This window comes from Agaribacter marinus, assembly GCF_030160655.1.
Taxonomy (GTDB): domain Bacteria; phylum Pseudomonadota; class Gammaproteobacteria; order Enterobacterales; family Alteromonadaceae; genus Glaciecola; species Glaciecola marina.
Window position 1 is genome coordinate 673,999 of the sequence record NZ_BSOT01000006.1, and the last position, 23,239, is coordinate 697,237.

22 protein-coding genes are annotated in these 23,239 nt (G+C 41.7%); 14 read left to right on the forward strand and 8 right to left on the reverse strand.

The window, feature by feature from the left end; translation table 11 throughout:
- Positions 1-12 precede the first annotated feature (12 nt).
- Positions 13-909, reverse strand: coding sequence for a family 16 glycosylhydrolase (locus QQK00_RS13700; RefSeq protein WP_284218144.1), 897 nt, complete (start codon positions 907-909; stop codon positions 13-15).
- A gap of 484 nt (positions 910-1,393) precedes the next feature.
- On the opposite strand from QQK00_RS13700, the gene QQK00_RS13705 reads away from it, so the two are divergent.
- Positions 1,394-2,584: a trypsin-like serine protease gene (locus QQK00_RS13705; protein ID WP_284218145.1), complete on the forward strand. Its 1,191-nt coding sequence runs from the start codon at positions 1,394-1,396 to the stop codon at positions 2,582-2,584.
- Positions 2,585-2,670: 86 nt separating this feature from the next.
- On the opposite strand, the gene QQK00_RS13710 is transcribed toward QQK00_RS13705, so the two are convergent.
- Both QQK00_RS13710 and lepB read right to left on the reverse strand, forming a co-directional pair.
- Positions 2,671-2,907: a TIGR02647 family protein gene (locus QQK00_RS13710; RefSeq protein ID WP_284218146.1), complete on the reverse strand. Its 237-nt coding sequence runs from the start codon at positions 2,905-2,907 to the stop codon at positions 2,671-2,673.
- 159 nt (positions 2,908-3,066) lie between these two features.
- Positions 3,067-3,726 carry a signal peptidase I gene (lepB, locus tag QQK00_RS13715; RefSeq protein ID WP_284218147.1) on the reverse strand — a complete coding sequence of 220 codons (660 nt, stop codon included), beginning with the start codon at positions 3,724-3,726 and terminating at the stop codon, positions 3,067-3,069.
- Positions 3,727-3,955: 229 nt separating this feature from the next.
- Between lepB and QQK00_RS13720 the strand changes: the two genes are divergently transcribed.
- A complete protein-coding gene (locus tag QQK00_RS13720; RefSeq protein WP_284218148.1) occupies positions 3,956-4,606 on the forward strand; it encodes a YehS family protein in 651 nt (216 codons plus the stop codon).
- 16 nt (positions 4,607-4,622) lie between these two features.
- On the opposite strand, the gene pdxR is transcribed toward QQK00_RS13720, so the two are convergent.
- Positions 4,623-6,095, reverse strand: coding sequence for a MocR-like pyridoxine biosynthesis transcription factor PdxR (pdxR, locus tag QQK00_RS13725; RefSeq protein ID WP_284218149.1), 1,473 nt, complete (start codon positions 6,093-6,095; stop codon positions 4,623-4,625).
- Positions 6,096-6,180: 85 nt separating this feature from the next.
- Here pdxR and QQK00_RS13730 point away from each other — a divergent pair, with 85 nt between their 5' ends.
- On the forward strand, positions 6,181-7,167 hold the full coding sequence (locus QQK00_RS13730; protein WP_284218151.1) for a TlpA family protein disulfide reductase: 987 nt from the start codon (positions 6,181-6,183) through the stop codon (positions 7,165-7,167).
- Between the two features lies 1 nt (position 7,168).
- Here the strand turns inward: QQK00_RS13730 and QQK00_RS13735 are convergent, their stop codons facing one another.
- Positions 7,169-8,188 (reverse strand): LacI family DNA-binding transcriptional regulator, encoded by a 1,020-nt coding sequence (locus tag QQK00_RS13735; protein ID WP_284218152.1) that lies wholly within the window; start codon positions 8,186-8,188, stop codon positions 7,169-7,171.
- Positions 8,189-8,414: 226 nt separating this feature from the next.
- Between QQK00_RS13735 and QQK00_RS13740 the strand changes: the two genes are divergently transcribed.
- Together QQK00_RS13740 and dnaB are read left to right on the forward strand one after the other, a co-directional pair.
- Complete coding sequence (locus QQK00_RS13740; protein ID WP_284218153.1) at positions 8,415-8,570, forward strand: hypothetical protein; 156 nt, start codon at positions 8,415-8,417, stop codon at positions 8,568-8,570.
- A gap of 90 nt (positions 8,571-8,660) precedes the next feature.
- Positions 8,661-10,046 (forward strand): replicative DNA helicase, encoded by a 1,386-nt coding sequence (dnaB, locus tag QQK00_RS13745; RefSeq protein WP_284218326.1) that lies wholly within the window; start codon positions 8,661-8,663, stop codon positions 10,044-10,046.
- A 109-nt stretch (positions 10,047-10,155) separates the two neighbouring features.
- Here the strand turns inward: dnaB and QQK00_RS13750 are convergent, their stop codons facing one another.
- Together QQK00_RS13750 and QQK00_RS13755 are read right to left on the reverse strand one after the other, a co-directional pair.
- Positions 10,156-11,364, reverse strand: a complete 1,209-nt coding sequence (locus QQK00_RS13750) for an OmpA family protein (protein ID WP_284218154.1) — start codon at positions 11,362-11,364, stop codon at positions 10,156-10,158.
- A 166-nt stretch (positions 11,365-11,530) separates the two neighbouring features.
- Positions 11,531-11,986 carry a transcriptional repressor gene (locus QQK00_RS13755; RefSeq protein WP_284218155.1) on the reverse strand — a complete coding sequence of 152 codons (456 nt, stop codon included), beginning with the start codon at positions 11,984-11,986 and terminating at the stop codon, positions 11,531-11,533.
- A gap of 113 nt (positions 11,987-12,099) precedes the next feature.
- On the opposite strand from QQK00_RS13755, the gene nudC reads away from it, so the two are divergent.
- Together nudC and hemE are read left to right on the forward strand one after the other, a co-directional pair.
- Positions 12,100-12,885 carry an NAD(+) diphosphatase gene (gene nudC / locus QQK00_RS13760; RefSeq protein WP_284218156.1) on the forward strand — a complete coding sequence of 262 codons (786 nt, stop codon included), beginning with the start codon at positions 12,100-12,102 and terminating at the stop codon, positions 12,883-12,885.
- 115 nt (positions 12,886-13,000) lie between these two features.
- On the forward strand, positions 13,001-14,065 hold the full coding sequence (hemE, locus tag QQK00_RS13765) for a uroporphyrinogen decarboxylase (RefSeq protein WP_284218327.1): 1,065 nt from the start codon (positions 13,001-13,003) through the stop codon (positions 14,063-14,065).
- A 13-nt stretch (positions 14,066-14,078) separates the two neighbouring features.
- On the opposite strand, the gene queG is transcribed toward hemE, so the two are convergent.
- Positions 14,079-15,239, reverse strand: a complete 1,161-nt coding sequence (gene queG, locus QQK00_RS13770; protein ID WP_284218157.1) for a tRNA epoxyqueuosine(34) reductase QueG — start codon at positions 15,237-15,239, stop codon at positions 14,079-14,081.
- Between the two features lie 6 nt (positions 15,240-15,245).
- Here queG and QQK00_RS13775 point away from each other — a divergent pair, with 6 nt between their 5' ends.
- The 7 genes from QQK00_RS13775 (at position 15,246) to hflX (ending at position 23,186) form a co-directional block, all read left to right on the forward strand.
- On the forward strand, positions 15,246-16,745 hold the full coding sequence (locus QQK00_RS13775) for an NAD(P)H-hydrate dehydratase (protein WP_284218158.1): 1,500 nt from the start codon (positions 15,246-15,248) through the stop codon (positions 16,743-16,745).
- On the forward strand, positions 16,745-17,233 hold the full coding sequence (tsaE, locus tag QQK00_RS13780; protein ID WP_284218159.1) for a tRNA (adenosine(37)-N6)-threonylcarbamoyltransferase complex ATPase subunit type 1 TsaE: 489 nt from the start codon (positions 16,745-16,747) through the stop codon (positions 17,231-17,233). The genes QQK00_RS13775 and tsaE overlap by 1 nt, the downstream gene beginning before the upstream one ends.
- Position 17,234: 1 nt before the next feature.
- Complete coding sequence (locus QQK00_RS13785; protein WP_284218160.1) at positions 17,235-18,623, forward strand: N-acetylmuramoyl-L-alanine amidase; 1,389 nt, start codon at positions 17,235-17,237, stop codon at positions 18,621-18,623.
- Positions 18,620-20,593 (forward strand): DNA mismatch repair endonuclease MutL, encoded by a 1,974-nt coding sequence (gene mutL / locus QQK00_RS13790; RefSeq protein WP_284218161.1) that lies wholly within the window; start codon positions 18,620-18,622, stop codon positions 20,591-20,593. Before QQK00_RS13785 ends, mutL begins: the two co-directional genes overlap by 4 nt.
- A gap of 3 nt (positions 20,594-20,596) precedes the next feature.
- The gene (gene miaA / locus QQK00_RS13795) at positions 20,597-21,565 is read left to right on the forward strand and encodes a tRNA (adenosine(37)-N6)-dimethylallyltransferase MiaA (protein WP_284218162.1); all 969 of its coding nucleotides are present in this window, start codon (positions 20,597-20,599) and stop codon (positions 21,563-21,565) included.
- Between the two features lie 70 nt (positions 21,566-21,635).
- Positions 21,636-21,884 (forward strand): RNA chaperone Hfq, encoded by a 249-nt coding sequence (gene hfq / locus QQK00_RS13800; protein WP_284218163.1) that lies wholly within the window; start codon positions 21,636-21,638, stop codon positions 21,882-21,884.
- Between the two features lie 15 nt (positions 21,885-21,899).
- A complete protein-coding gene (gene hflX / locus QQK00_RS13805) occupies positions 21,900-23,186 on the forward strand; it encodes a ribosome rescue GTPase HflX (protein ID WP_284218164.1) in 1,287 nt (428 codons plus the stop codon).
- Positions 23,187-23,239: the final 53 nt, after the last annotated feature.

Below are 23,239 nucleotides of genomic sequence, written 5' to 3' on the forward strand. Positions count from 1 at the left end.
GTTCGACGTTATTTAACTAGTTGGTTGATAAGCTCTTATCCAATCAACATACATTCGATTTTTTGTTGGGTCTATTAGCTCTTCTTTGGTGGGAGTGATCCCCTTTTTAGCTCGCCAAACGTGGTCTTCCATATCGAATATTATTCGCATCGGCGTATTAAAAAAGTTATTGTCGGGATCGGTTAAGTCAGTATCTGTTGACAAGGTGCGTATTAGCGAGCCATCTAAGTAAAACTCCATATGCGTCGGGCTTTTCCAATAGAAACCAAAACGATGATAGTCTTCGTTGAGCATATCTTGTGTAGGTGTTTTATGGTGTTTAGGCTTGTGTCCGTTATCTTGTAAGTAGTCATTAGTTACGGGATCACGTACAAAAATATGATAATTGGTGGCCATTAATTTGGCATTGTGTTCGGTGTCACCATAGGTTTCTGTAACATCAATTTCATATACATCATCATCACTTAGCATCCAAAAGTTACTTGCTAAAGCGAATTTAGAGACTTTTAAACTGGCTTCTACGTATATGGGATATTTAATCAGCGTTTTTGCGGTAACAAAGCCTGTAAAGATTGTCTTTTTAGACTGTATATCGCCATAGTCAATAATCTCACCTTGCTGACTTTCTGGTACTGGGGAAGCTGACAATACAAGCTTGCCATTTTCAATGGCACTGTGGTTTGAATCAAAATATGTCGCACCAGGCCCTTTCCAGCCTCGAATATGATTGTCGTGCCACTTGTCATTAAAGTCATTAGATTTTTGTTGATAGTTGAAACTGTCACTTACTTCGTCGACTAGTTGCCAATTGTGTTGGGTATTCAATTTGTCAGGTAAGGGAATATCTTGCCAGTCATGTATATCTTTGCGATCGTTTACAGCTGTCTCGCAAGCTGAAATGAAGAGCAATGATAGAGCTATTAAATAAAAAGGCGTGCGCATTATTTGATACTTCTATTGGCTAATGTTTATAAACAGTATTTATGCAAGAATTGTAAATGATGTAAAAGGCAATTGTTGGCCTTGTAATAAAAACGTAAACGCACTCTAATATTTTATAACTACGCAGTGCAAACTAGCTTGTAAAAGATTTTGACAGCGTGAGTGATGCGCTGCCATTTTTAGCTACTAAAATGACCAATATATTTATGTTCAATGCATGATTTAAGGGATAAAAATTATACCTGTCAGTAATCTTTACAAATTGGCAGAACCTTAGACATTTACAATTTCTTTGCGTCATTAAATGCTCCCTTTTAGGGCTGGATATAAAGGGTTTGTGTTGTAAGTCCTCTTACCTGTACTTTTGGAGCGATTAATGCATGTCAAAATTTTGACGTTTCAAACTAAAACGTTAAATACAATAATAAAATTACTAAATAAGAAGAATCATATGAAAAAGTTATTGAGTAACACGAAAAAAGCTGCAGTAGGGATTGCACTTTGTACCACCATGTTAACAAGTGCAAATGCAGGGTTGTTAGTGACCGATTTAGGTATTCAACAACCAAAAATTTTAGCCGGTGGAAATTCTGGTGATCAAGCGCCACCGGTACCAGCAGGCGATTTTACCGGTGTTGTTAGTATCAACATTCGATACGATGCCGATGGTGATGGAGCTAGAGACAGCTTTATTTGTACTGGCTCAGTAGTTAGTCAACGCCACGTCGTGACTGCTGCTCACTGTGTTGATGAAACAGGTACGGGTGTCGTAGTTGATATTAACAACCCTATGAATGATGTTCGTGTCATCTTTAATGATGGTGGTGATTGGGCAACTGGAAGTGCTGCAGACAGTTTAGTAACTGCGGCTAGTGTAGCAATTCATCCTGATTATGAAGGGTTTGGAATTTGTGGACCAGGTGACAACCCTGGTTTCGGTTCGCAGTGTTTGAATGATGACGTCGCAATCATCGAACTGCCTAGTGATGTGCCAGACGGCGTAGAAATCTATGATTTTTATCGCGGCGTAGAACCGTTAGGCGATGACACTATTTTAAAATTGGCGGACGGTAACACCTTCTTCACTATGGTTGGTCATGGTACGGGCGGTAATGGTATTGATGGTGACTCGTTTTCACCGGACTTTTTTGTAAAACGTTTCGGTTTCAATATTCCAGAATTGTTTGAATGTGACGATGAGACCTCGCCTGTGCCAGGTGGCTTTTTCTCGGCAGATGACTGTGCAAATAACTACGGCAATGCGGTAGAAGTTTGGCGTGCTGATTTTGACGGTGTTGACGAGAATGGTGTATTACAGGACTTTTTCTGTGACGTTGTAGGTGTTGGTTGTGGCAATTTCTTTGGTCAAGATTTTTCAGATATCTTTGAAGGTAGCATCGGTGGCGGTGATTCAGGCGGCCCTTCTTTCGTATTTGACGTGATTGCAGACAAATGGGTGTTAATTGCTAACAATACTTTTGGTAGCGGTGATGGTTCGTTCGGTTCTGCCTTTGGTGGTAACTTCTATGCGCCTTACTTATCTTGGATCAACAGCTTTGTTGCAAATGTTCCAGCACCTGCTGGTGCAATTTTTGCGCTAAGTGGCCTATGGTTGCTTAGAAGAAAGGCGAAAGCTGCTTAATTTACTATTTAAATAGTAACGCAATAAAAAGCCTATGCTGGTGACAGCATAGGCTTTTTTGTAAGTACTTTGATTTAATGTTTCTTTTAGCTATGCGTCAGTGCAGACTGGATGACCTTCGCATGCTCACATAAGTCATAACCTAAGTTTGTCAGGTAGCCACCATCAGGTTGATTCACTATCCCTTTGTTAAATAGGCGCTTCGCTGCAGCTATAACGGAAGGATCTGCATCATGATGTATTTTCAGTCCTTGCATTAGACTACTGCTTGGATATTTGAGGATTAAATTGAGTTCGTCTGTGAGTTCTTGATTGAAAGACATTTACCGTACCCTATGTTTGCCAAAGATTAAAATTGCCAAATACGTTCTTCAGATGATGCGCGATAATACTTTATAGCTGGCTAGCTATCTCAATCATCTGATTCGTACTTTTACATTTTTATAACAATTGGGCAAGTATCTTATGTACATGCAAGTTACCTATATTAGTTGCTTCCAAAAACGCTCAGCTTTTGGGAGGTAGTAATTATCAGTATCTAATGAATACATAACATTCGTCGCTCTACCTAGCAACTCATCTTTTGGAATGAAACCATAGTATCTTGAATCAACGCTGTTGTTCCTGTTGTCACCCATTACAAAATAAAACCCCTTTGGAACAACGATGTTTTTAAATGAATCTCGAGGATTGGGTACATCAACAAACTGCACAGGGTGTTGGTAACCAAGTAAATTTTCTGAATACAAAGCGGGTGAGTTTATCTTTTCGTATTGGATGATTTCTCCGTTTAATACTACTTGATTATTTATCATAGCGATTTTGTCGCCGGGCAACCCTATCACACGTTTCACTAAACGCATGTTAGCTGCTTCAGACATGAATACAACTATATCCCCTCGTGCTGGACTGCCCATTTCGAGTAATGGGATGTCGGTAAATGGAATGTCGAGTCGATAGGCCATCTTATCTACAAAAATACGATCGCCTTCTTCAATTGTGGGTAACATTGAACCTGTTGGCACTTGATACCAATCGGCAATACTGCTACGAGAACTGATAAGCAATAAAACAAATAACATGAAGCCCCAGTTTTCTTTAAAAAGACGATTTAATTTTTGATTAAAGCCTGTTGCTTTCATTCCGTTCTCCTAGCCTGTACAAGTAATTTTCTGACATTCTCTACTATATCTGCCATTTAGTTAGATAAACGAGTATAAATCTGTAAGCGCATATTGCGTTGTGTAACATTCTGTTTCGCAAGTTTGCATTAGTGGCGTTTGTTCAATGCAATGGCAGCTAGGTATATATTGGGTTATCATCGCGCAAATTTCTGCCCATTTTGGCAAGTAGTGCTTAAAGGAAACAAATATGATCAACAATGATGTATTAAGACGCGTGCGTTTCGCGTTGCGGATCAACGATGGGAATGCAATCGATATCTTTAAGCTGGTTGATTACGATATGGATAAAGATTACTTGCAGTCCATTATGAAAAAAGACGAGGAAGCAGGATTTTTACCTTGCCGGGATAAAACCTTGGCAATGTTTTTGGATGGTTTGGTGATTCAAAGACGGGGGAAAAAGGAAGGTGCACTACCTAATAAGTTAAAGGCCGGCGAAAAACTTTCAAATAACGACATATTGCGAAAGCTGCGCATTGCAATGAGTTATCGTGATGAGGATATGATTGAGATCTTGCGGTACGCGAACTTCAGAATTGGAAAAACTGAATTGTCAGCCTTGTTTCGTAAGGCAGACCATCGTAATTATAAAGACGCAGGTGATCAAATCGTGCGTAATTTACTGCAAGGTATGGTTAGAAAGTATCGCCCAGAGGCTGCAAAAGACAGTACATCCAAAAAAACTTATAGCAAACTTCAATCTCTCCCAGCTGAGAATAATAAGCCAACTAACAAACAAGCACCGCGCATGCATTACAGCCAAAAAACAGAAAAACAAGTGGCGCCTAACACGCCGGTAAATCACGATATTTGGGGCAAACCTAAGCCAAAGAAGTAGCTGCCTTGCGTTAAGGTTATATTTCTCTCAGCTTATATTTACTCAATAGTATCTTGCCTAGCACTGCTATTGCGGCTGATATGTCGTCTGTATTTATGCAACCGAAACCAAATACTATTGCGTTTGGTAGCGCTTCTCCAGCACAAAAATCGGTCAGCGCACGTATTGCTATGTCGTGATTTGCCGCTGTACTAGCTAAATCTTTGGCGTCTATCACATCGATAAGCGTAGCAGTCGCATGCAAACCTGTTCGGATGGGTAATAGCGTTAAAAAACCTGAGCAATGAATGCTTAAGGCTTTTTTTAACGCAAAATAGCGAGCTGAATAGATTTTCTGCATTTTACGAATGTGTTTTCGCAATTCTCCTGATGTAATAAAGCTTGCTAGTGTCATTTGAGTTTGCGTTGGCGTATGCCAATCAGACTGGAATTTTGCTGCTGTTAAAGAAGGGAGTGACCATGATGGTGCCAATAAATAACCTATTCTCAACTCGGGAAGTAAGTTTTTAGAAAAAGTACCTACATAAAAAACAACGCCGTTGTTATCTTGCGTTTTGAGAGCATCTATTGGTGGTCCACTTAGCCTAAAATCGCTGTCGTAGTCATCTTCTATGATTAACATGTCTTTACGCATTGCTAAATCTAAAAGTGCTAAGCGTCGTTTAGCTGACATCGCTATCCCTAGTGGAAATTGATGTGATGGCGTGACATAAATAATATTTGTATCTAATGGAATGTCTGATACGACGATACCTTCAGAGTCAACGTTTATTGGTACAATGTCTGCACCCGCTGCACTAAAAACATCTCTCGCCATAAAGTAGTAGGGGAATTCCATCGCCACTTTCGTTTTGCCCGTTCTTACTAGTATTGTCGCGATTAAATTAAGCGCTTGTTGTGCGCCATTACAAATGAGTATTTCATTTGCATTGCTTGCTACTGCGCGCATTAACGATATGTGTTGCGCGACGGCTTCACGAAGAGCTAATATGCCCTGAGGTGTCCAATGCGCTTTTGCTAGTTGATTCAGTTGTCTTGAACCAGCAGAAACGTACTTTCGCCATTTCTCAAAAGGGAATAGCGATACGTCTGGAGAACCTACTTTGAAGGAATATTTTAAGTCTGGGTAAGGCGCGAGCTCTCTCGTTTGATTTTCTACTCGCCAATATTCTTTGATATGTGCGGATAACTTTTGGGGAAAAGGCCTACTGTTTTCTGTCAGATTCTCGGAAGCATTCGTAACGTATGTGCCGTCGCCAACTAAGGTTTCAATGTAGCCTTCAATTGCCAAATTGTCATAGCTAGCAATTATCGTGTTTCTAGACACGCCTAAAGAGTTAGCGAGCGAGCGTGTAGAGGGCATTTTAAAACCGGGCTTTAATCGATCGTTTTGGATTGCTAAGCGAATTTGCCTAGACAGGCAATCTACCAAGGTCTCCTTACCATCAGAGATAAGGCGAATGTCAATTTCAAGAATTGGATCTATCAAAATACACATTTTTGGAACTTAAAAAGTACCAGTCAGTGAATCATAATACCCGCAGTTGTGCAATTTAAAAAATAATGGAGTTACTATGTATAAAGCAAGTTTTGCGTCTTATAACCTAAGGCGAAAGAAGATTGTAGGAATCGTTATTGGCTGCTTGGCTGTGTTGTCACCGATTAGTTTAGTTAACGCGAAAAACAATGTGGATTTGGACCTAACGTTAAGAAATGGTGGCGTATTTAATGCAAGTCAGTACAAAGGGGAGAAGCCTGTTTATTTGAAATTTTGGGCATCTTGGTGTCAAGACTGCTTGCGAGAGATGGACCATTTGCAAGAAACTTCACAAGCGTATGGTGAAAGCGTAGAAGTAGTTGCCGTGAATGTGGGGTTAAATGAATCAGCAGAGGAGATAAATAAGGTTGTTCAACAATTTGGTTTAACCTTACCGATTGCTCTTGACACCAAAGGGGAATTGGCTAAGTCACTAAATTTAGTTGGCACACCGTATCACGTGCTCATAGATACAGATGGGTTGATTGTTCATTCTGGGCATGAAGCAAATAAAGAATTGGATCGTAAATTGTCCTTATTGTCTAGCCATGACAAACCTGATTTACCAGCGACTCTTTTCAATTCTGGCGACGCAAATAAAACTAGTCAAACTATCTTTTTAAACGAGGCGCTTGACGGTTTACAGGTATTACATTTTGCGACGACATGGTGTGAATCCTACCTAAAAGAATCACGCCCTCGTATGTCAGAGGCATGTGTTGACGCTGAAGCGAATTTCAATAAGTTACCAAAAAAACTGCCAAATGTGGCGTTTAAAACAATCGTTAGCCACTTGTGGACGTCTGCATCAGACGTGGAGGAATATGCTACTACATATGGTGTAACACACCCTATTGTGCTTGATGAACAGGGTGATACGTTTTTTACTTATAGAGTACAAGATTTTCCTACGTTTGTGGTGACTGAAGATGCTACAGAAGTCTTTCGCACAAAATCCTTTAATCAGTTACAGGCATTCGTTGAAAAACATACTAAAATAGTAAGCAAGCGCAAAAAACTATAATTTAACTTGTGGGAACCGGCCCTGTGCTTTGCCTAATGACTAGCTCAAATGGCAGTGTGATAGATTTGCATGTGGTCTGTTCTCCTTTCATTAGTGCGAGTAGCATGCGCATACTTTCTCTTCCAATATCTTCAAGTGGTTGTTTAATAGTGGTTAAGGTGGGTGACATGAGCTTGGCGTAACTAATGTCATCAAACCCCATGATTGAAATATCTTCCGGTATTTTAAAGTCGTATTCTCTCAGCGTATTCATTGCGCCTATAGCCATGTCATCACTAAAGCAGAATACTGCAGTGGGTCGGTTCTTTAGCCGAAGTAATTTTTCCATTGCAACTACGCCTGAATCTGTACCGTAGTCCCCTGTGATGATATATCTATCGTCAATTACTATGCCTGCATCGTTTAGCGCCTCTTTATAACCGACTAATCTGCTCTCGGTGCTTGGAGTAAACGAGGGGCCTTTGATTGCAGCGATACGCTTGTGCCCTAGTGAAATTAAATGGTTGACGGCCGCCATGGCGCCTGCCTTGTTGTCTATTAAGACTTTATTGATATTGTCATCGGGAATTTCTTCACATGAATTGACTAGCGGCGGTAAATCGTGAAAAGCCTGACGGTTTTCATCTACTGGAAAAGGAATGCGAGGAGTAAAAACTAATATTCCATCAGCCTGTCCGGATGTCACCATATCACCATAATGAGATTCTCGCGCCTCAATGTTTTGAGTGTCTCCTAGTAATACAGAGTACCCTGCTTGCATTGCTTCGTTTTCGATTGCCCTAATAATGCCCGCGTTCACTTGATTTGTAATGTCAGGCATTACGACGACAACATTGCCACTTTTTTGCGTCCGTAAGCTTGCACCAAAGCGATTAGGTTTGTAGCCAGTATCTTTTACGGCTTTAAGTACTCTGGTAAGCGTTTTATCATTTACTAGCTTAGGTGTTGACAAAGCTCTAGAAACTGTCGCCGCTGATACACGTGCTTGCTTTGCAACTTCTTTAATACTGACTTTTGCCAATCCACTCTCCCAATAACCTTTAACTTAACTGAAATCGGTTTCAATTAAAACGACGCAAAACAGGTAAACCTTCTATACAAATTACATGATAACCCATATGCAATGGCTTTTCATATGTGAATCTCACTATACTAAATGAAAACGATTTCATGAGTTGTTTTATTTTGTTAATGTATTGTGAAATTAATATTCAAAAATCTATGCAAGATTTGATTGAGGTTCGATAATGAATATAAAAATTGGTCAAATGACGCAGGCGGAACGAACACACATTACGTCCGCAGAAATAACGACATTTTTTATTGGTTCAGTATTAAACGGCGGTGTTGCTGATGCTGATTATGCACCGCTGTATCCATATGGGCACGGTCTATCGTATTAGGCCGTATTTTGCGCATTTAACATGCGACAAATCTTAGAAGACATTGCGCTAGATTTGTCGCATAATATTCGGCCTTATTATTTTTATGTAATGCCTGTGAACCAACCTACCAACGATAATATCGAGAGTTTACACATTCCGCCGCATAGTATTGAAGCGGAACAATCTGTACTCGGTGCACTAATGATATCCGCTGATTCTTGGGATAAAGTTGCAGATTTAATCGTTGAAGAAGATTTTTACAATCACGCTCATCGCTTGGTTTTTGCTTCCATTATCAGGTTAATTAATAAGAATGAAGCGATTGATGCTGTCACGGTAAAAAGTGAGCTGGAGGCCCATGCCCAACTTGATGAAGCAGGTGGCTTTTCGTATTTAATTGAACTTGCGAAAAATACGCCAAGCGCTGCAAACGTAGGCGCGTATGCTAACGCCATTCGTGAACGCGCTATTGTTCGCGAACTGATTGGCGTGGCACATGATATCGCTGATGTGGGGTTTAATCCTGAAGGTCGGGATTCAAAGGAAGTATTAGACTTCGCAGAAACCAAAGTCTTTGAAATTGCTGAAAAACGCACTAGCGCTGGCGAAGGGCCAGTCGACGTTAAGAGTGTGCTTAAAAAGACAGTTGATCGTTTAGATGAGCTAGTAAAACAAGATCAAGATGTGACGGGTGTATCAAGTGGATATACCGATTTAGATCAAATGACCAGTGGTTTACAACGTTCAGATTTGATTATTGTTGCTGCACGTCCATCTATGGGTAAAACAACCTTTGCGATGAACCTCTGTGAAAATGCGATGATGATGCAAGACAAGCCAGTACTCGTATTCAGTCTTGAGATGCCAGCAGAACAAATCATGATGAGGATGTTAGCGTCCTTGAGCCGCGTTAATCAGACGAGCATTCGTACTGCTAAGTTAGACGATGCAGATTGGATGCGTATGCAGCAGACCATGAAAGAACTTCATGATAAAGATAACTTGTTTATTGATGACAGTTCGGGGTTAACGCCAATGGAATTGCGAACGCGTGCGCGTAAATTAGCGAGAGAGCGCGGTGGAATTTCGATGATTATGGTGGATTACCTCCAGCTCATGCGAGTACCAAGTCTGTCGGATAATCGAACATTAGAAATTGCAGAGATTAGCCGCTCGTTAAAGGCGCTAGCGAAAGAGCTAGAAGTACCGGTGGTTGCTCTATCGCAGTTAAATCGTGGCTTGGAGCAACGCGCTGATAAGCGACCTATTAATTCGGATTTGCGTGAATCTGGCTCAATTGAGCAGGATGCCGATTTAATTATGTTTATTTATCGTGATGAGGTGTATCACGAGAATAGCGAATATAAAGGTATTGCAGAGATTATAATCGGCAAACAGCGGAACGGTCCTATTGGCACCTGTCGCTTAACCTTCCAAGGTCAATTCTCTCGCTTTGATAATTATGCGGGGCCAGCGTTTGAGGATGAATATTAGGGCTTGTTGATCTTTGTCCAAAAACATATTAAACAATAAAAAGCAGAACACGAAGTTCTGCTTTTCTTGTTGTCATAGTCGTTACTTTTAACGAGTAACTACTCACATATTAACGTTTAACTTTAGTTTCAACCTTGGTTGATACTACTACTTCAATACGACGATTAAGGCGATGTGCTTCACGTGTATTGTCAGTGCGTTTTAAGCGAGACTCGCCAAATCCAACTGCTTTTAAGCGGCTACCATCAATCCCGTACTCGTTAATTAACAAGCTACGTACTGATTGAGCTCGTTTTTCAGATAAGAATTGGTTGTAAGCTGCCTCACCCACCGCGGACGTGTGTCCTTCTACTACTGCTGTGGTGTTACCGTAACGGCGCATAAAGTCTACGAACGCCTCTATTTTTTGCGAATCAGGGTTGCTGATTACGCTACTGTTGTTCGGGAATAGAATATCTAATGCAACAGATACTTCTTTCTCTTCTAAAATACTACAACCAGAAGCATCTACTTTATCCGTACTCGGTGTTCCCGGGCATTTGTCATCTGCATCATAAACGCCATCATTGTCGCTGTCTTTTTGGACGACAGCGGTAATTTCACAGCCTGTGGCATCTACTTTTACACCTGAAGGCGTGGTTGGGCATTGATCTTGTGCATTTGGCACGCCGTCACCATCTAAATCAATACTACAGCCTGTTGCGTCTACTTCAGTGCCTGGCGCAGAGTTCGGGCAACGATCAACTGCGTCATATACGCCGTCACCGTCTGTATCCGGCTGTGCGATAGGCGCAGACGTTTGACCAAAGATATATGCCAAGCCCAATTTAGCGCTAAATTCATTATACCCCTGACCAAAATCATAATACGTTGCTAACTCGGTGATTACGCGCCAGTTACTGTTGGTTTCCCAATGCTTACCAACACCTAAGCTTGCCATTCGATAGCTATCGCGAATAGATTGTTCGCGTAAACCACCAAATAAGTAGGCAACATCGTCTTCAAGAAAGTACATAGCATCAACACCAAGTTGCGTGCCGTCATCTGCAAGCGCAGAGCGATTGTTGTCGTCTTTATCAATAAGCAATCTGCCTAATTCAAAACGCACAGCCCACGATGGATCAAAGCGAAAGCCTAATTCACCGCCAAAACCGCGTCCTTTGTCAAGGCCGCCTACTGGTTCTGGTTTTTCACTGTCTGCATCGTAATAGTTTACGAAACCGCCAACCCAGTTTTCATATGGCGGTGTTTCTTGTGCTGAGGTAATGAATGAAGCTGAAGCTAACGAAAGACCAACTGCTATAGCTAGTTTTTTCATGTTCCTTATCCCTTTTCCTATAATTATTAAAATATTCTTTAAAGTTAGCGAGTTGGCGCAAGTATACTATCAAATTGTTCACAATTCTAAACAAGCCGGTAGTTTCCGGTGGATAGTTTTATAATTATTTTTTTGCTGCTAGTTTTTAACGCCGTTTATAAAGAGCCTATACGCAATTTTTACATGTACCATGTGCCTCAATTGTTTGGCTTTTTATGATAAACGCGTTTTCAAATGCTTGAGCTTCTAAGGTGTCCTTAACACCTTTAGATTGTATTTCTTGCACATCACCGCACTCGTCACAGATCAAAAACTGCACGGGGTGAGAGCACCCAAAATGATGGCATGCTTTGAACGTATTCGTAGACTCCACCTTATGGACTAAACCCAGGTTCAGAAAAAAGTCTAGTGCTCTATATACCGTCGGTGGCTTTGCGTTTTCTTCTGTTTCGCGCAACTTATCGAGTAAATCGTATGCACCAATTGAGCCGCCTTGTTGCAATAATAACTCGTAAACCCTCGCTCTAATTGGCGTAAATCGACTACCGTTTTTTTCGCAAAACGCTTTTGCTTTTTCAACTAATGCTTGTTGTTCACTGCTTGGTTCTTTCGGCGCAGACAATTGCATCTCCGATTTGTTACATTATTTAACAAGTATATCATCGGATGATTTGTGGACAAGCGAGAAAACGCGTAAAGTTTTGCCCCTGAATTTCAATAGGAGGTGCATAACAGATGAATTTTGTTTTTGCAGATGGAAAATTGCTAGTACCTAAAAGCCCGGAAAACATAGATATCGTAGCGTCGCTTAATAGGGTGTCCTTCGCTACCTTTCCTGAATACAAAGATGACGTTGTTAGTTTTGAGGGTAATCTTGGCGGAAAATATCAGTTCCTCGAATTACATATTAGCGAAATAGATGAAGACAATTGGTCATTCTTGACTGTGAGAGAACTCCTAAATTGTTTATCAGATGAGCTTTTTGCGCCGATCGCACAAGCTTGGCAGTATGCACGCTTTTTAAAGACGCACCGATTCTGTGGGCAATGTGGTGTCCAGATGCAACGAGTGCATTGGGAAATGGCGACTCACTGCCACAAATGCCAGCACCGATGTTATCCACGTGTATCGCCATGTACCATTGTGTCGATTAAAAAGGGCAAGCAAATACTGTTGGCGAAGGGTGTTAGGCATTTATCAAGCGGTATGTTTTCAACGTTGGCGGGATTTGTAGAAAGTGCAGAATCTTTAGAAGACGCTACTCATAGAGAAGTGTTTGAAGAAGTGGGCATAACTATAAAAAATTTACGTTACTTTGGCAGTCAACCTTGGCCTTTTCCTCATTCACTTATGTGCGGTTTTATTGCGGATTATGATGGAGGCGATATTAAGATTGATGAAAAAGAAATCGCAGAAGCCAATTGGTATGATATTGACGATTTGCCATTGATCCCGCCTTCAATTTCTATCGCAGGGAAACTAATTGAGGCCACAATTCAAGAAATTAGAGGAAGCCAGTAGTTTTTAGACGCGCATATCAGTAAACTTGCGCGCTGTTCTTCTTTACCTAAACATATTGGGTAAACGATAAGCTACAAAATAAAATATGAATAATAAAGATATTGCCGAGGGATATATGACTGGCTTGAAAAATGATCGCTATTTGCGTGCTTTACTTAAACAACCTGTAGATGTCACGCCGGTTTGGATGATGCGACAAGCAGGTCGGTATCTTCCAGAGTATCGCGAGTTAAGAGCGCAAGCGGGAGATTTTATGGCTCTTTGTACCAATCCCGAATTAGCGTGTGAAGTAACATTACAGCCTCTTCGTCGGTTTGAACTTGATGCTGCGATCTTGTTTTCGGATATTTTAACCATTCCCGATGCGATGGGTCTGGGTCTATATTTTGAACAAGGCGAAGGGCCTAAGTTTAAACATGTCATTGCCTCTGATGCGGATGTTAAAAACTTGCCGATTCCAGATCCCGAATTATCGCTGACGTACGTGATGGATGCAGTGCGGACTATTCGTAAGAATTTAAAAGGAGAAGTGCCTTTAATCGGCTTTTCTGGCAGCCCGTGGACACTTGCTACCTATATGGTCGAAGGTGGTTCTAGCAAAGCATTTACTAAAATCAAAAAAATGATGTTTGCGTCGCCTCAAACCTTGCATTTGTTATTAGATAAGCTTGCGGATTCAGTTATCACCTACCTAAATGCACAAATTGCAGCAGGTGCTCAGGCCGTCATGGTATTTGATACATGGGGCGGCGTTTTATCGCCACGTGACTACAAGCTTTTCTCTTTGCAGTATATGGAAAAGATCGTCAACGGACTGACGCGTGAATACGATGGGCAAAAAATTCCAGTAACGTTGTTTACTAAAAATGGTGGCATGTGGCTAGAATCTATCGCGGCGACAGGTTGTGATGCGCTTGGCTTAGATTGGACGATTGACATTGAAAATGCCAAAGCACGAGTTGGTGATAGCGTTGCACTTCAAGGTAATATGGATCCGTCTATTCTGTATGCATCACCGGCGCGTATTGAAGAAGAAGTGGGAACAATATTAAAAGGATTTGGACATGGTAGTGGGCATGTCTTTAACCTTGGGCACGGTATTCATTTAGACGTACCGCCCGAAAATGCAGGTGTTTTTGTTGATGCGGTGCATGAGCAAAGCAGACAGTATCATAAGTAACTAGTTGAAAAAACTAGGCATCTCTAGGCAAGCCCTTTTGTATAGACCTCACTAATCGTGCTTGTTGACGGTTAGTGAGTCTGTTTTTATGGTCAGTCGCATCATTTTGTTTCTTCATCTGCATAGAGAGTGCCCACTTGAAATGTTCTAGCAGTACGTCTGAATTTGTATTTTCAAGGGCTCGTGAAAGTTCATTTATAATTATTTCTGAGTAAGGCGCATTGCCCATAGCGACGGAGAGATTACGCTGCCATTTTTGGTAACCAATCCGTCGGATAGGTGAGCCTTCAAAATTTCTTAAAAAGACCGCTTCCGTCCATTGAAACAAAGTAATCAAATCGGCATTCTTTAGCGCAATACGATCATTAAATTCATGCTCGCTTGTGATATTGGCTGCTTTATTCCAAGGGCAAACAAGCTGGCAATCATCACATCCGTATATTCTATTTCCTATGGCTTCTCGAAATTCAAGCGGAATTGCACCGTCATATTCGATGGTTAAGTATGAAATACACCTATTGGCATCGACAGTATATGGGGCGACTATCGCCTTTGTTGGGCAAATTGATATGCATGCCGTACAAGTACCGCAAGCATTTTCTATTGGAGCATCTGTTGGCAGTGGAATGTTTACAAAAAGCTCACCTAAGAAAAACCACGAACCTGCAGACTTATCTAGTGTTAAGGTATGTTTCCCCGTCCAGCCAAGGCCTGCTTTTTCCGCAAAAGCATGCTCCATGACTGGCGCAGAGTCCACAAAGGGTCTGTATTCTAATGATGCGCATTGTGTTTTAATTTTTTCGGCCAATAGTTTGAGCCGCTTACGAACGATTTTATGGTAGTCGCGGCCAAGTGCATATCGGCTAATATAAGCACTTGATAAATTTTCAAGGTTTTGCGCGAACATTGCGTCTTCTGGTAAGTAGTCCATGCGCACGCTAATAATTCTTTGACTGCCCGGAACCAAACTTTCGGGATCGAGCCTTTTATCTAGATTCCGCTCAAAAAAATGCATTTGTCCATGATAGCCCTTTGCTAGCCAGTCTTTTAATTGTTGGCCATGCATGCTTACATCAAGATCGCAGATACCAACGTGTTGAAATCCTAGCGATTTCCCCCAAGCCTTGATATCGTTCGCGAGTTTGTTAAGGTCTATTATGGGAATTGAGGACATACTTTTATGCTGCAGAAAATTGATTCGTCAAGTTTAACACAGAATTTGTATCGCGCTGAGCAAGTCCGCTTATATGAAAAAGCTGCCGCGGTAACACAAAGTATTGAAATGTACACGCTTATGCAGCGAGCAGGGAAAGCAATATTCGAACAGTGTGTGGCATTTATTCCAAATGTTGATAATTACTTGGTGTTCGTTGGTGTTGGACACAATGCTGGCGATGGCTATATTGCTGCGCTACATGCAAAGTTAGCGGGCAAGAATGTTACCTTATGTGCTGTTGAGCCTAAACGCGACGTACACGGTGACGCTGCACGTGCAAAACAAGCATGGTTAGACAGTGGCGGTAAGGTGGACGTTTTTGACGTATCTATGCTAACACGTGCGGACGTTATTATTGATGCGCTTTTGGGGACCGGAATTAATGGTACGTTGCGCAAAGAGTTTGCCGATGTCATTGACGCCATAAACCTTTCAAATACACAGGTCGTGAGTGTTGATGTGCCAAGTGGCCTTGATGCTGATACCGGTGAGTCGCTTGGGCAATGCATACAAGCTGATGTAACTATTACCTTTGTTGGTATTAAAATGGGCTTAACTACTGGGATAGGTAAGCAATCTTGTGGAAATTTAGTTTTCAATGATTTGGGGATCGGGAAAGCCTTTGCTGAGTTAGCGAGAAGCGATGCGAAAGCGCTAGATATTGCGCATTTTGAAGGGTTATCGCCGAGGCCAATTAATAGTCATAAGGGAACATATGGTCGTCTGCTGTGCATAGGCGGTAATGCTGGTATGTCTGGTGCAATAAGACTAAGTGCTGAAGCCGCGCTCAGAATGGGGACGGGCTTGGTGAAAGTATATGCACATCGCGAATCAAAAATTCAAATATGTGCCGGCCGCCCAGAGCTAATGGTCATCAGTGATGGTCTAGATGAAGCATTGAAATGGGCGACTTGTATTGTCGTTGGGCCCGGCCTTGGACAAAACGAGTGGAGTAAATCTATTTTTGATCAAGTAATGGATTATGTGCAACGTAGTCCAAAACCCATTGTCATTGATGCGGATGCGTTAAACTTGAACGCGGTGAATACTAGCTTCGTCGCGCTACCCGATTGTGTTATGACGCCTCATGCTGGTGAAGCCGCGAGACTATTAAATGTGGCTGTAGACGAAGTCGAAAGCAATCGCTTTAATTATGCACGTCAATGTGCTCAGCGTTATGACGCTGTTTGTGTACTGAAAGGCGCCGGTAGTATTGTTGACGATCAACAGCACTCGTGGGTTTGTCGCCATGGTAATCCTGGCATGGCTACTGCGGGTATGGGTGATGTATTAACCGGTATATTAGGCGCTTTATTGGCTCAAGGTGTTGATAGTCACTTAGCGTGCCAATATGGTGTATCATTACATGCAAAAGCAGGTGATATGATTGCCAGTAAATATGGTCAACGAGGAATGTTGGCAAGTGATTTGTTTGAAACAATGAGAGTGTTAGTTAATCAGTAATGACGCAAGTTAAGTTAGATCGCAAGGTAATTCAGTGTGATACAGAGCAAGAAACAGATACGCTCGCTAAAAATTTTGCGGAACAATTATTGAAACAAAATTTAGGCGGTACACTTATTTTTTTAAAAGGTGATCTAGGCGCAGGGAAAACGACATTTTCTCGAGGGCTATTGCTTGCACTAGGGCACAAAGGCAGTGTGAAAAGCCCAACCTATGCGCTTGTAGAACCATATAAAATAAGAGACATTGACGTATTTCATTTTGACTTATATCGACTCGCTGACCCTGAAGAACTTGAGTTCATGGGAATAAGGGATTATTTTAATGAGAATACTTTCTGCTTAGTAGAGTGGCCAGATAAGGGATATGGTTTATTACCGCCAGCAGATATCGAAATATTATTAGCATATACTGATGTTGGGCGGCAATTTGATATTGTCGGTAAATCGGATAAAGGCATTCAGTTAGTAGAGCAGTTACACATCTGAAATGAATAATTTTTATATCAAAAGTGGCATCAAAAACGTTGAAAGTGGCAAACCGTATTGCTCATGTCTGTGGCGCACTGCACAAACCTTTTTTGCTTTGTTTACAATTTCTCTTGCGATTGCATCAAGCGTAACTGCTGGCGAAATAAAAGATGCCCGATTTTCGTTTGCAGCCGATACAAGCCGTCTTGTACTTGAGTTAGAGTCTGCACCCAAGTTTACGTATTTCACATTAAAGAATCCGCAGCGTTTGGTTGTTGATTTGCAAAATGTCGACAACAACTTCTCTTTTACTGATTTACGTTTAAAGGGTAATCTTGTCGATAAAATTCGGCATAGTAAACCGAAAAGCCCGAACGATACCCGTTTAGTCATCGAATTAGCCAGTAAAGCCCAGATCAAATTGTTCTCGGTAGCGAAAAACGCTGACTTTCCTGACCGTTTAGTGATTGAGTTAGTCGACCCTAATCCAGTGCCTGTACTCGTAAATTCGACAGGGCCAAATAGAGACAAGAACATTATTGTGGTTATTGACCCCGGACATGGCGGCACTGATCCTGGTTCTATCGGGCCAACGGGTACTTATGAGAAAAACATAACCTTAAGCATATCAAAGATGCTAGCGCGTTTGATTGAGAATGAGCCAGGTATTAAAGGCGTGATGACCCGGAATAGCGACTTTTATATATCACCTAATGAAAGGCCAAAAATCGCTGCTAGAGAGCAGGCGGACTTACTTGTTTCTATTCACGCCGATGCATTTACTACACCGCAGCCGCGTGGCGCGTCGGTTTGGGTGTTATCAAAGGGGCGGGCCGACAGTGAACTTGGGCGATTGTTGGAACAAACAGAGCGGAGCTCCGCATTGTTAGGTGCTGCGGCTGACGTGATTGAAGACCGTGATACAGAACGTTATTTTGCCGAAACTATTTTTAACATGTCGATGGACTTGTCTCGTGCATCAAGTTATGAGTTGAGCAACAAAGTGATCCGAGAAATGAAAGGCATCACTAAAATGCATAAACGTACTCCTCAAAGTGCAAGTTTAGCCGTGTTAACCACACCAGAAACACCCTCTATTTTGGTTGAAGTAGGGTTTATCTCTAATCCTGTAGAAGAAAAAAACCTCAATTGGTCCAAACATCGAGAACGCTTAGCATTAGCGGTCTTTAATGCAATAAAGGCGTATTTTAAGAAAACGCCGCCCGACGGTACATTATGGGCCGAATGGAAAGTCGATGAACCACAAGAACATAGAGTTTCAAGTGGTGAGTCATTGTCTTTGTTAGCCCAACAATACGGCGTAACGGTTCGCCAGCTCAAGAATGAAAACAAATTGACCTCGGACGTTGTGCGAATCGGACAGGTTTTGAAGATCCCTAGTTCATGAGCGCCGATACCCTAGCAAAACCAACGATACGAGTTTTACCGCCGCAATTAGCAAACCAAATAGCTGCGGGTGAAGTGGTTGAGCGTCCAGCATCTGTCGTGAAAGAGCTAGTGGAAAACAGTATAGACGCTGGCGCCACATCTATTCATGTTGAGATTGAGCAGGGCGGGCACAAGCGTATTTGTATTCGTGATAATGGTAGGGGGATTGCCAAAGATGAACTTCGTTTAGCGCTTAGCCGACATGCAACAAGCAAAATATACGGCTTAGATGACTTAGATGCTATTGTTAGCATGGGATTTCGTGGCGAAGCATTAGCAAGTATCAGTTCTGTTAGTCGGTGTCTACTGACGTCTAAACCAGTAACACAAGATGAAGCGTGGCAAGCAAAAGCTGAAGGGCGTGATATGGACGTTGAAGTCACGCCAGCAGCACATCCTAATGGTACGTCAGTTGATGTCGTCGACCTCTTTTATAATACACCTGCTCGTCGACGTTTTTTACGCGCGGCAAAGACAGAATTTCAACACATTGAACACGTTATAAAGCGAATAGCTTTAGGGCACGCCAACGTCGCGTTTGAATTGACACACAATAATAAAAAAATATTGAAGTTTCCTGCAGCAACAACGCTGAAGCGCATTGAACAGGTATGTAAGCCTGCGTTTGTGCATGAAATGGCCGAAGTAAATTATGCGTACGAAGAACTTGTTATCACGGGGTGGGTGAGTAAGGTCGGTGTTGGATTTGATAATAATGAGCAACAGTATCTCTTTATTAATAATCGAATGATGAAAGACCGTTTGTTAATGCACGCTATTCGTCAAGCGTATGAAGGTATGCTGCCAGATGCTAAGTACTCTGGGTTTGTCATTTTTTTGCATATTCCGCCAGATGAGCTCGATGTAAATGTACATCCAGCCAAGCATGAAGTTAGATTTCGCCAAGGAAGAAAAGTGCACGACGCCATTTTTAAAGCAATTTCTGAGGTGGTTTTGTCGGGTGCAAAAACTGAGTCGAAAAACAGCACGCACGAATATTTTTCACCTGAAAAAGCAGCGATGGTACAACCGAGAACTGACGACACCGAGCGGCCACCCAATCAGCAGAATAGTACCAGCATAGACGAACAAGCCACGCAGGTGCGTGATTATGTTCGTCCTATCCAAACTATATCGCCACAAGGCCCTGGTCTAAGTAGTGGCGTGAACAAGCGTAGCGGAGCGTCAGGTTTATACAAAGAAGGTTTTAGTAACAACAGTGCGAATGCTGCGATAACCGAAGCCGGACGAAACTATCAGTCCTTGATGACTTCAGCTAGTAGATGCAACCAAGCACAAAGTGCTTCACCAACGGCAGATAGCCTTGAATGCTTGTTGTTCAATGAGCACTTATTGATAAATATTGCCGCCGACGTATCTGCTACTGCATCAACTACTAATAGAGGCTCAGCAACAAAACTTTTTGCAATACCCATTGATGGTATTGTTTCTGCATTTCTGAAATACAAGTTCATTGAGCCTGAGGATATTGTGCAACAACCTCTACTAATGCCTGTGTCAGTCCAGCATGCTGATTTACATAGCGACAAATCTGAGATCGACCGAGTAATTCAACTTTTTGCTCAATACGGTTTTACGCTCACGGCAAATGTAAACAAAGTAACTCTTAAACAAGTGCCAGCGTTTTTTAGACAGTTACCTTGGGCCAAAATGTTTGCGCCACTTGTGTCTAGTATATTAGTGTCTATAGTTTCAAAAAACCAAGATGCGAGTGATGATGAAACGCTGAGTTTCTTTGACAGTTTAGCGATAAACTACGTAAAGTGTGTGCCGATGAATACGGAGGCCGTGTTTCAATTGGTGAATGACGCTCAACTCAATCTACACAATATGGCGTATGACATTGGTCGTGAACTGAATATGTCGTCTCTATTATTAAATGCTAAAGTATTAAATGCTGAAGGTTAAGTAATGTCATACGTTAAAGTGACTGATATTGCAGAGAACGAGCGTTTAGACAAAGAATACCCTCAAGTACTTTGTATCATGGGTCCTACTGCATCGGGGAAAACGTCTCTGGCGATTAACGCGGCAAAATTGACAAACGGTGAAGTCATTAGTGTTGATTCTGCGCTCATATACCAAGATATGAATATTGGCACAGCCAAACCGGATACACTGGAAATGGATGGTGTTAAGCATTGGTTATTAGACATACGAAATCCTGAGCAGTCTTATTCCGTCGCTGATTTCAGGAGAGACGCACTTGCCGCGATTGATGATATAACTGCTCGGGGAAAGTTGCCCATTTTAGCCGGTGGAACGATGATGTATTTCAATGCCCTCATTAACGGTATTTCTGAGGTGCCGGCAACAGAAACAAAAGTGAGAGAGCAAGTAAAATCCTTGATTGAGGAAAAGGGCTTAGCATCTGTTCACCGTATGTTAGCCGATGTAGATGAGGTGACTGGGAATAGAGTTCACCCAAACGATTTACAACGTACGTCAAGGGCATTGGAAGTGTATATTTCCACGGGTAAAACACTTACCTATTGGCAGTCAAAGAAGACGCCCCAAGCCAGATGTCAATTTACTCAATTTAGTATTATGCCAGATGCGCGAAATACATTGCATGCTAGAATTGAACAGCGATTTGACTTGATGTTAAACAATGGTTTTGTCGACGAAGTAAGGCGCTTGGTCGATAAATATAGTTTGCACCTAGATCTACCCTCAATGCGTAGTGTAGGATATCGTCAAGTCTATCAGCACTTAAAGGGCGAATACTCTTACGATGAGATGCGTCAGCTTGGCATTATTGCTACTCGACAATTGGCCAAACGGCAAATTACATGGTTACGATCATGGCAGAACATAAATGCACTGAATACTGACGATGAATCAAATTTGACGCAAGTTTTGCAAAAATTGGGTGCATAAACAAATAAATATGGTGTACACTTATCTGACACATGGGTAATCAAAACATAATAATAAATAAGGACATAGGATGGCAAAAGGTCAGTCTTTACAAGACCCATTTTTAAACGCACTGAGAAAAGAGCGCATTCCTGTTTCAATTTATCTGGTAAATGGTATCAAACTGCAAGGTCAGGTTGAGTCATTTGACCAATTCGTTGTATTACTTAAAAATACCGTCAGTCAAATGGTATATAAGCACGCTATATCTACGGTTGTTCCGTCGCGCGCTATTACTATGCCAACAAATCATAACGACAACGACGGTAGCCAAGACTAATTCCGGAGTTTATGTTTGTTTGATCGTTTTGATGCTGGTGAAAATGCCGTTCTTGTTCACGTAGACTTTTCTGACGAACAAAACAAAGAAGATCTTCAAGAATTACAGATGCTGGTTTCGTCTGCGGGCGTAAACCAGCTAGGTGTTATAACCGCAAAAAGAAATGCCCCTCATGCTAAATACTTTGTTGGCAGCGGTAAAGCTGAAGAAATAGCCGATACAGTAAAAGCGTTAGATGCCAACGTAGTTATTTTCAACCACGCCTTATCACCTTCTCAAGAACGAAATATAGAAGCGTTGGTGAAATGTCGAGTGTTAGACAGAACGAGTCTAATACTGGATATTTTTGCGCAGAGAGCAAGAACCCACGAAGGCAAATTGCAAGTTGAGCTCGCGCAACTAAAACACATATCGACGCGTTTGATTCGAGGCTGGACTCACCTAGAGCGTCAAAAAGGTGGTATTGGTTTACGAGGTCCGGGTGAAACTCAGTTAGAAACGGATAGACGCCTACTACGAGGGCGTATTAAATCAATCTTAAAGCGCTTAGAACGTGTACAAAAACAACGTGAGCAAGGACGTCGCTCTCGTCAGCGTGCTGAAATCCCTACGGTTTCACTTGTAGGGTATACCAACGCGGGTAAATCTACGTTGTTCAATACAATTACAGAAGCGGGCGTATATGCAGCAGATCAATTATTTGCAACGCTTGACCCAACCCTTAGAAAAATTGAGTTGAGTGAAGTAGGTTCAGCGATATTGGCTGATACCGTAGGATTCATTAGGCATTTACCGCATGATTTGGTTGCCGCTTTTAAGGCGACGCTACAAGAAACACAGGAAGCAGACCTATTATTGCATGTCGTCGATTATTCTGACGCACAATACAAAGATAACATCGACCAAGTAAACGAAGTACTTGATGAAATTGATGCTGATGAAGTGCCTCAATTGATTATTTGCAATAAGATTGATCGCTTAGAATCGGTTGTTCCGAAAATCGATAGAGACCAAGATGGTCGACCAATTCGCGTTTGGGTGTCGGCTCAACAAGGTTTAGGGATTGATTTATTAAGAAATGCCCTTACTGAATGTTTACGGGAGTCGATGGTTAATCATCAACTTTGTATCCCAGCCGGTGATGGGAAGATACGTGGTATGCTCTATCAAATGAATTGTATTTTGGAGCAAAAATATTCGGACGATGGAGATTGGTTGGTAAATGTACAAATGCCCTCGTCTGATTGGCACCGTATGGATAAAAAAGTTGAGCATAGATTAAGTAAATACGTCGTTCATTAATCGAAAATAATTGTCGATTTAGGCAAGATGTAAATTTTCTTACATTTTTATTC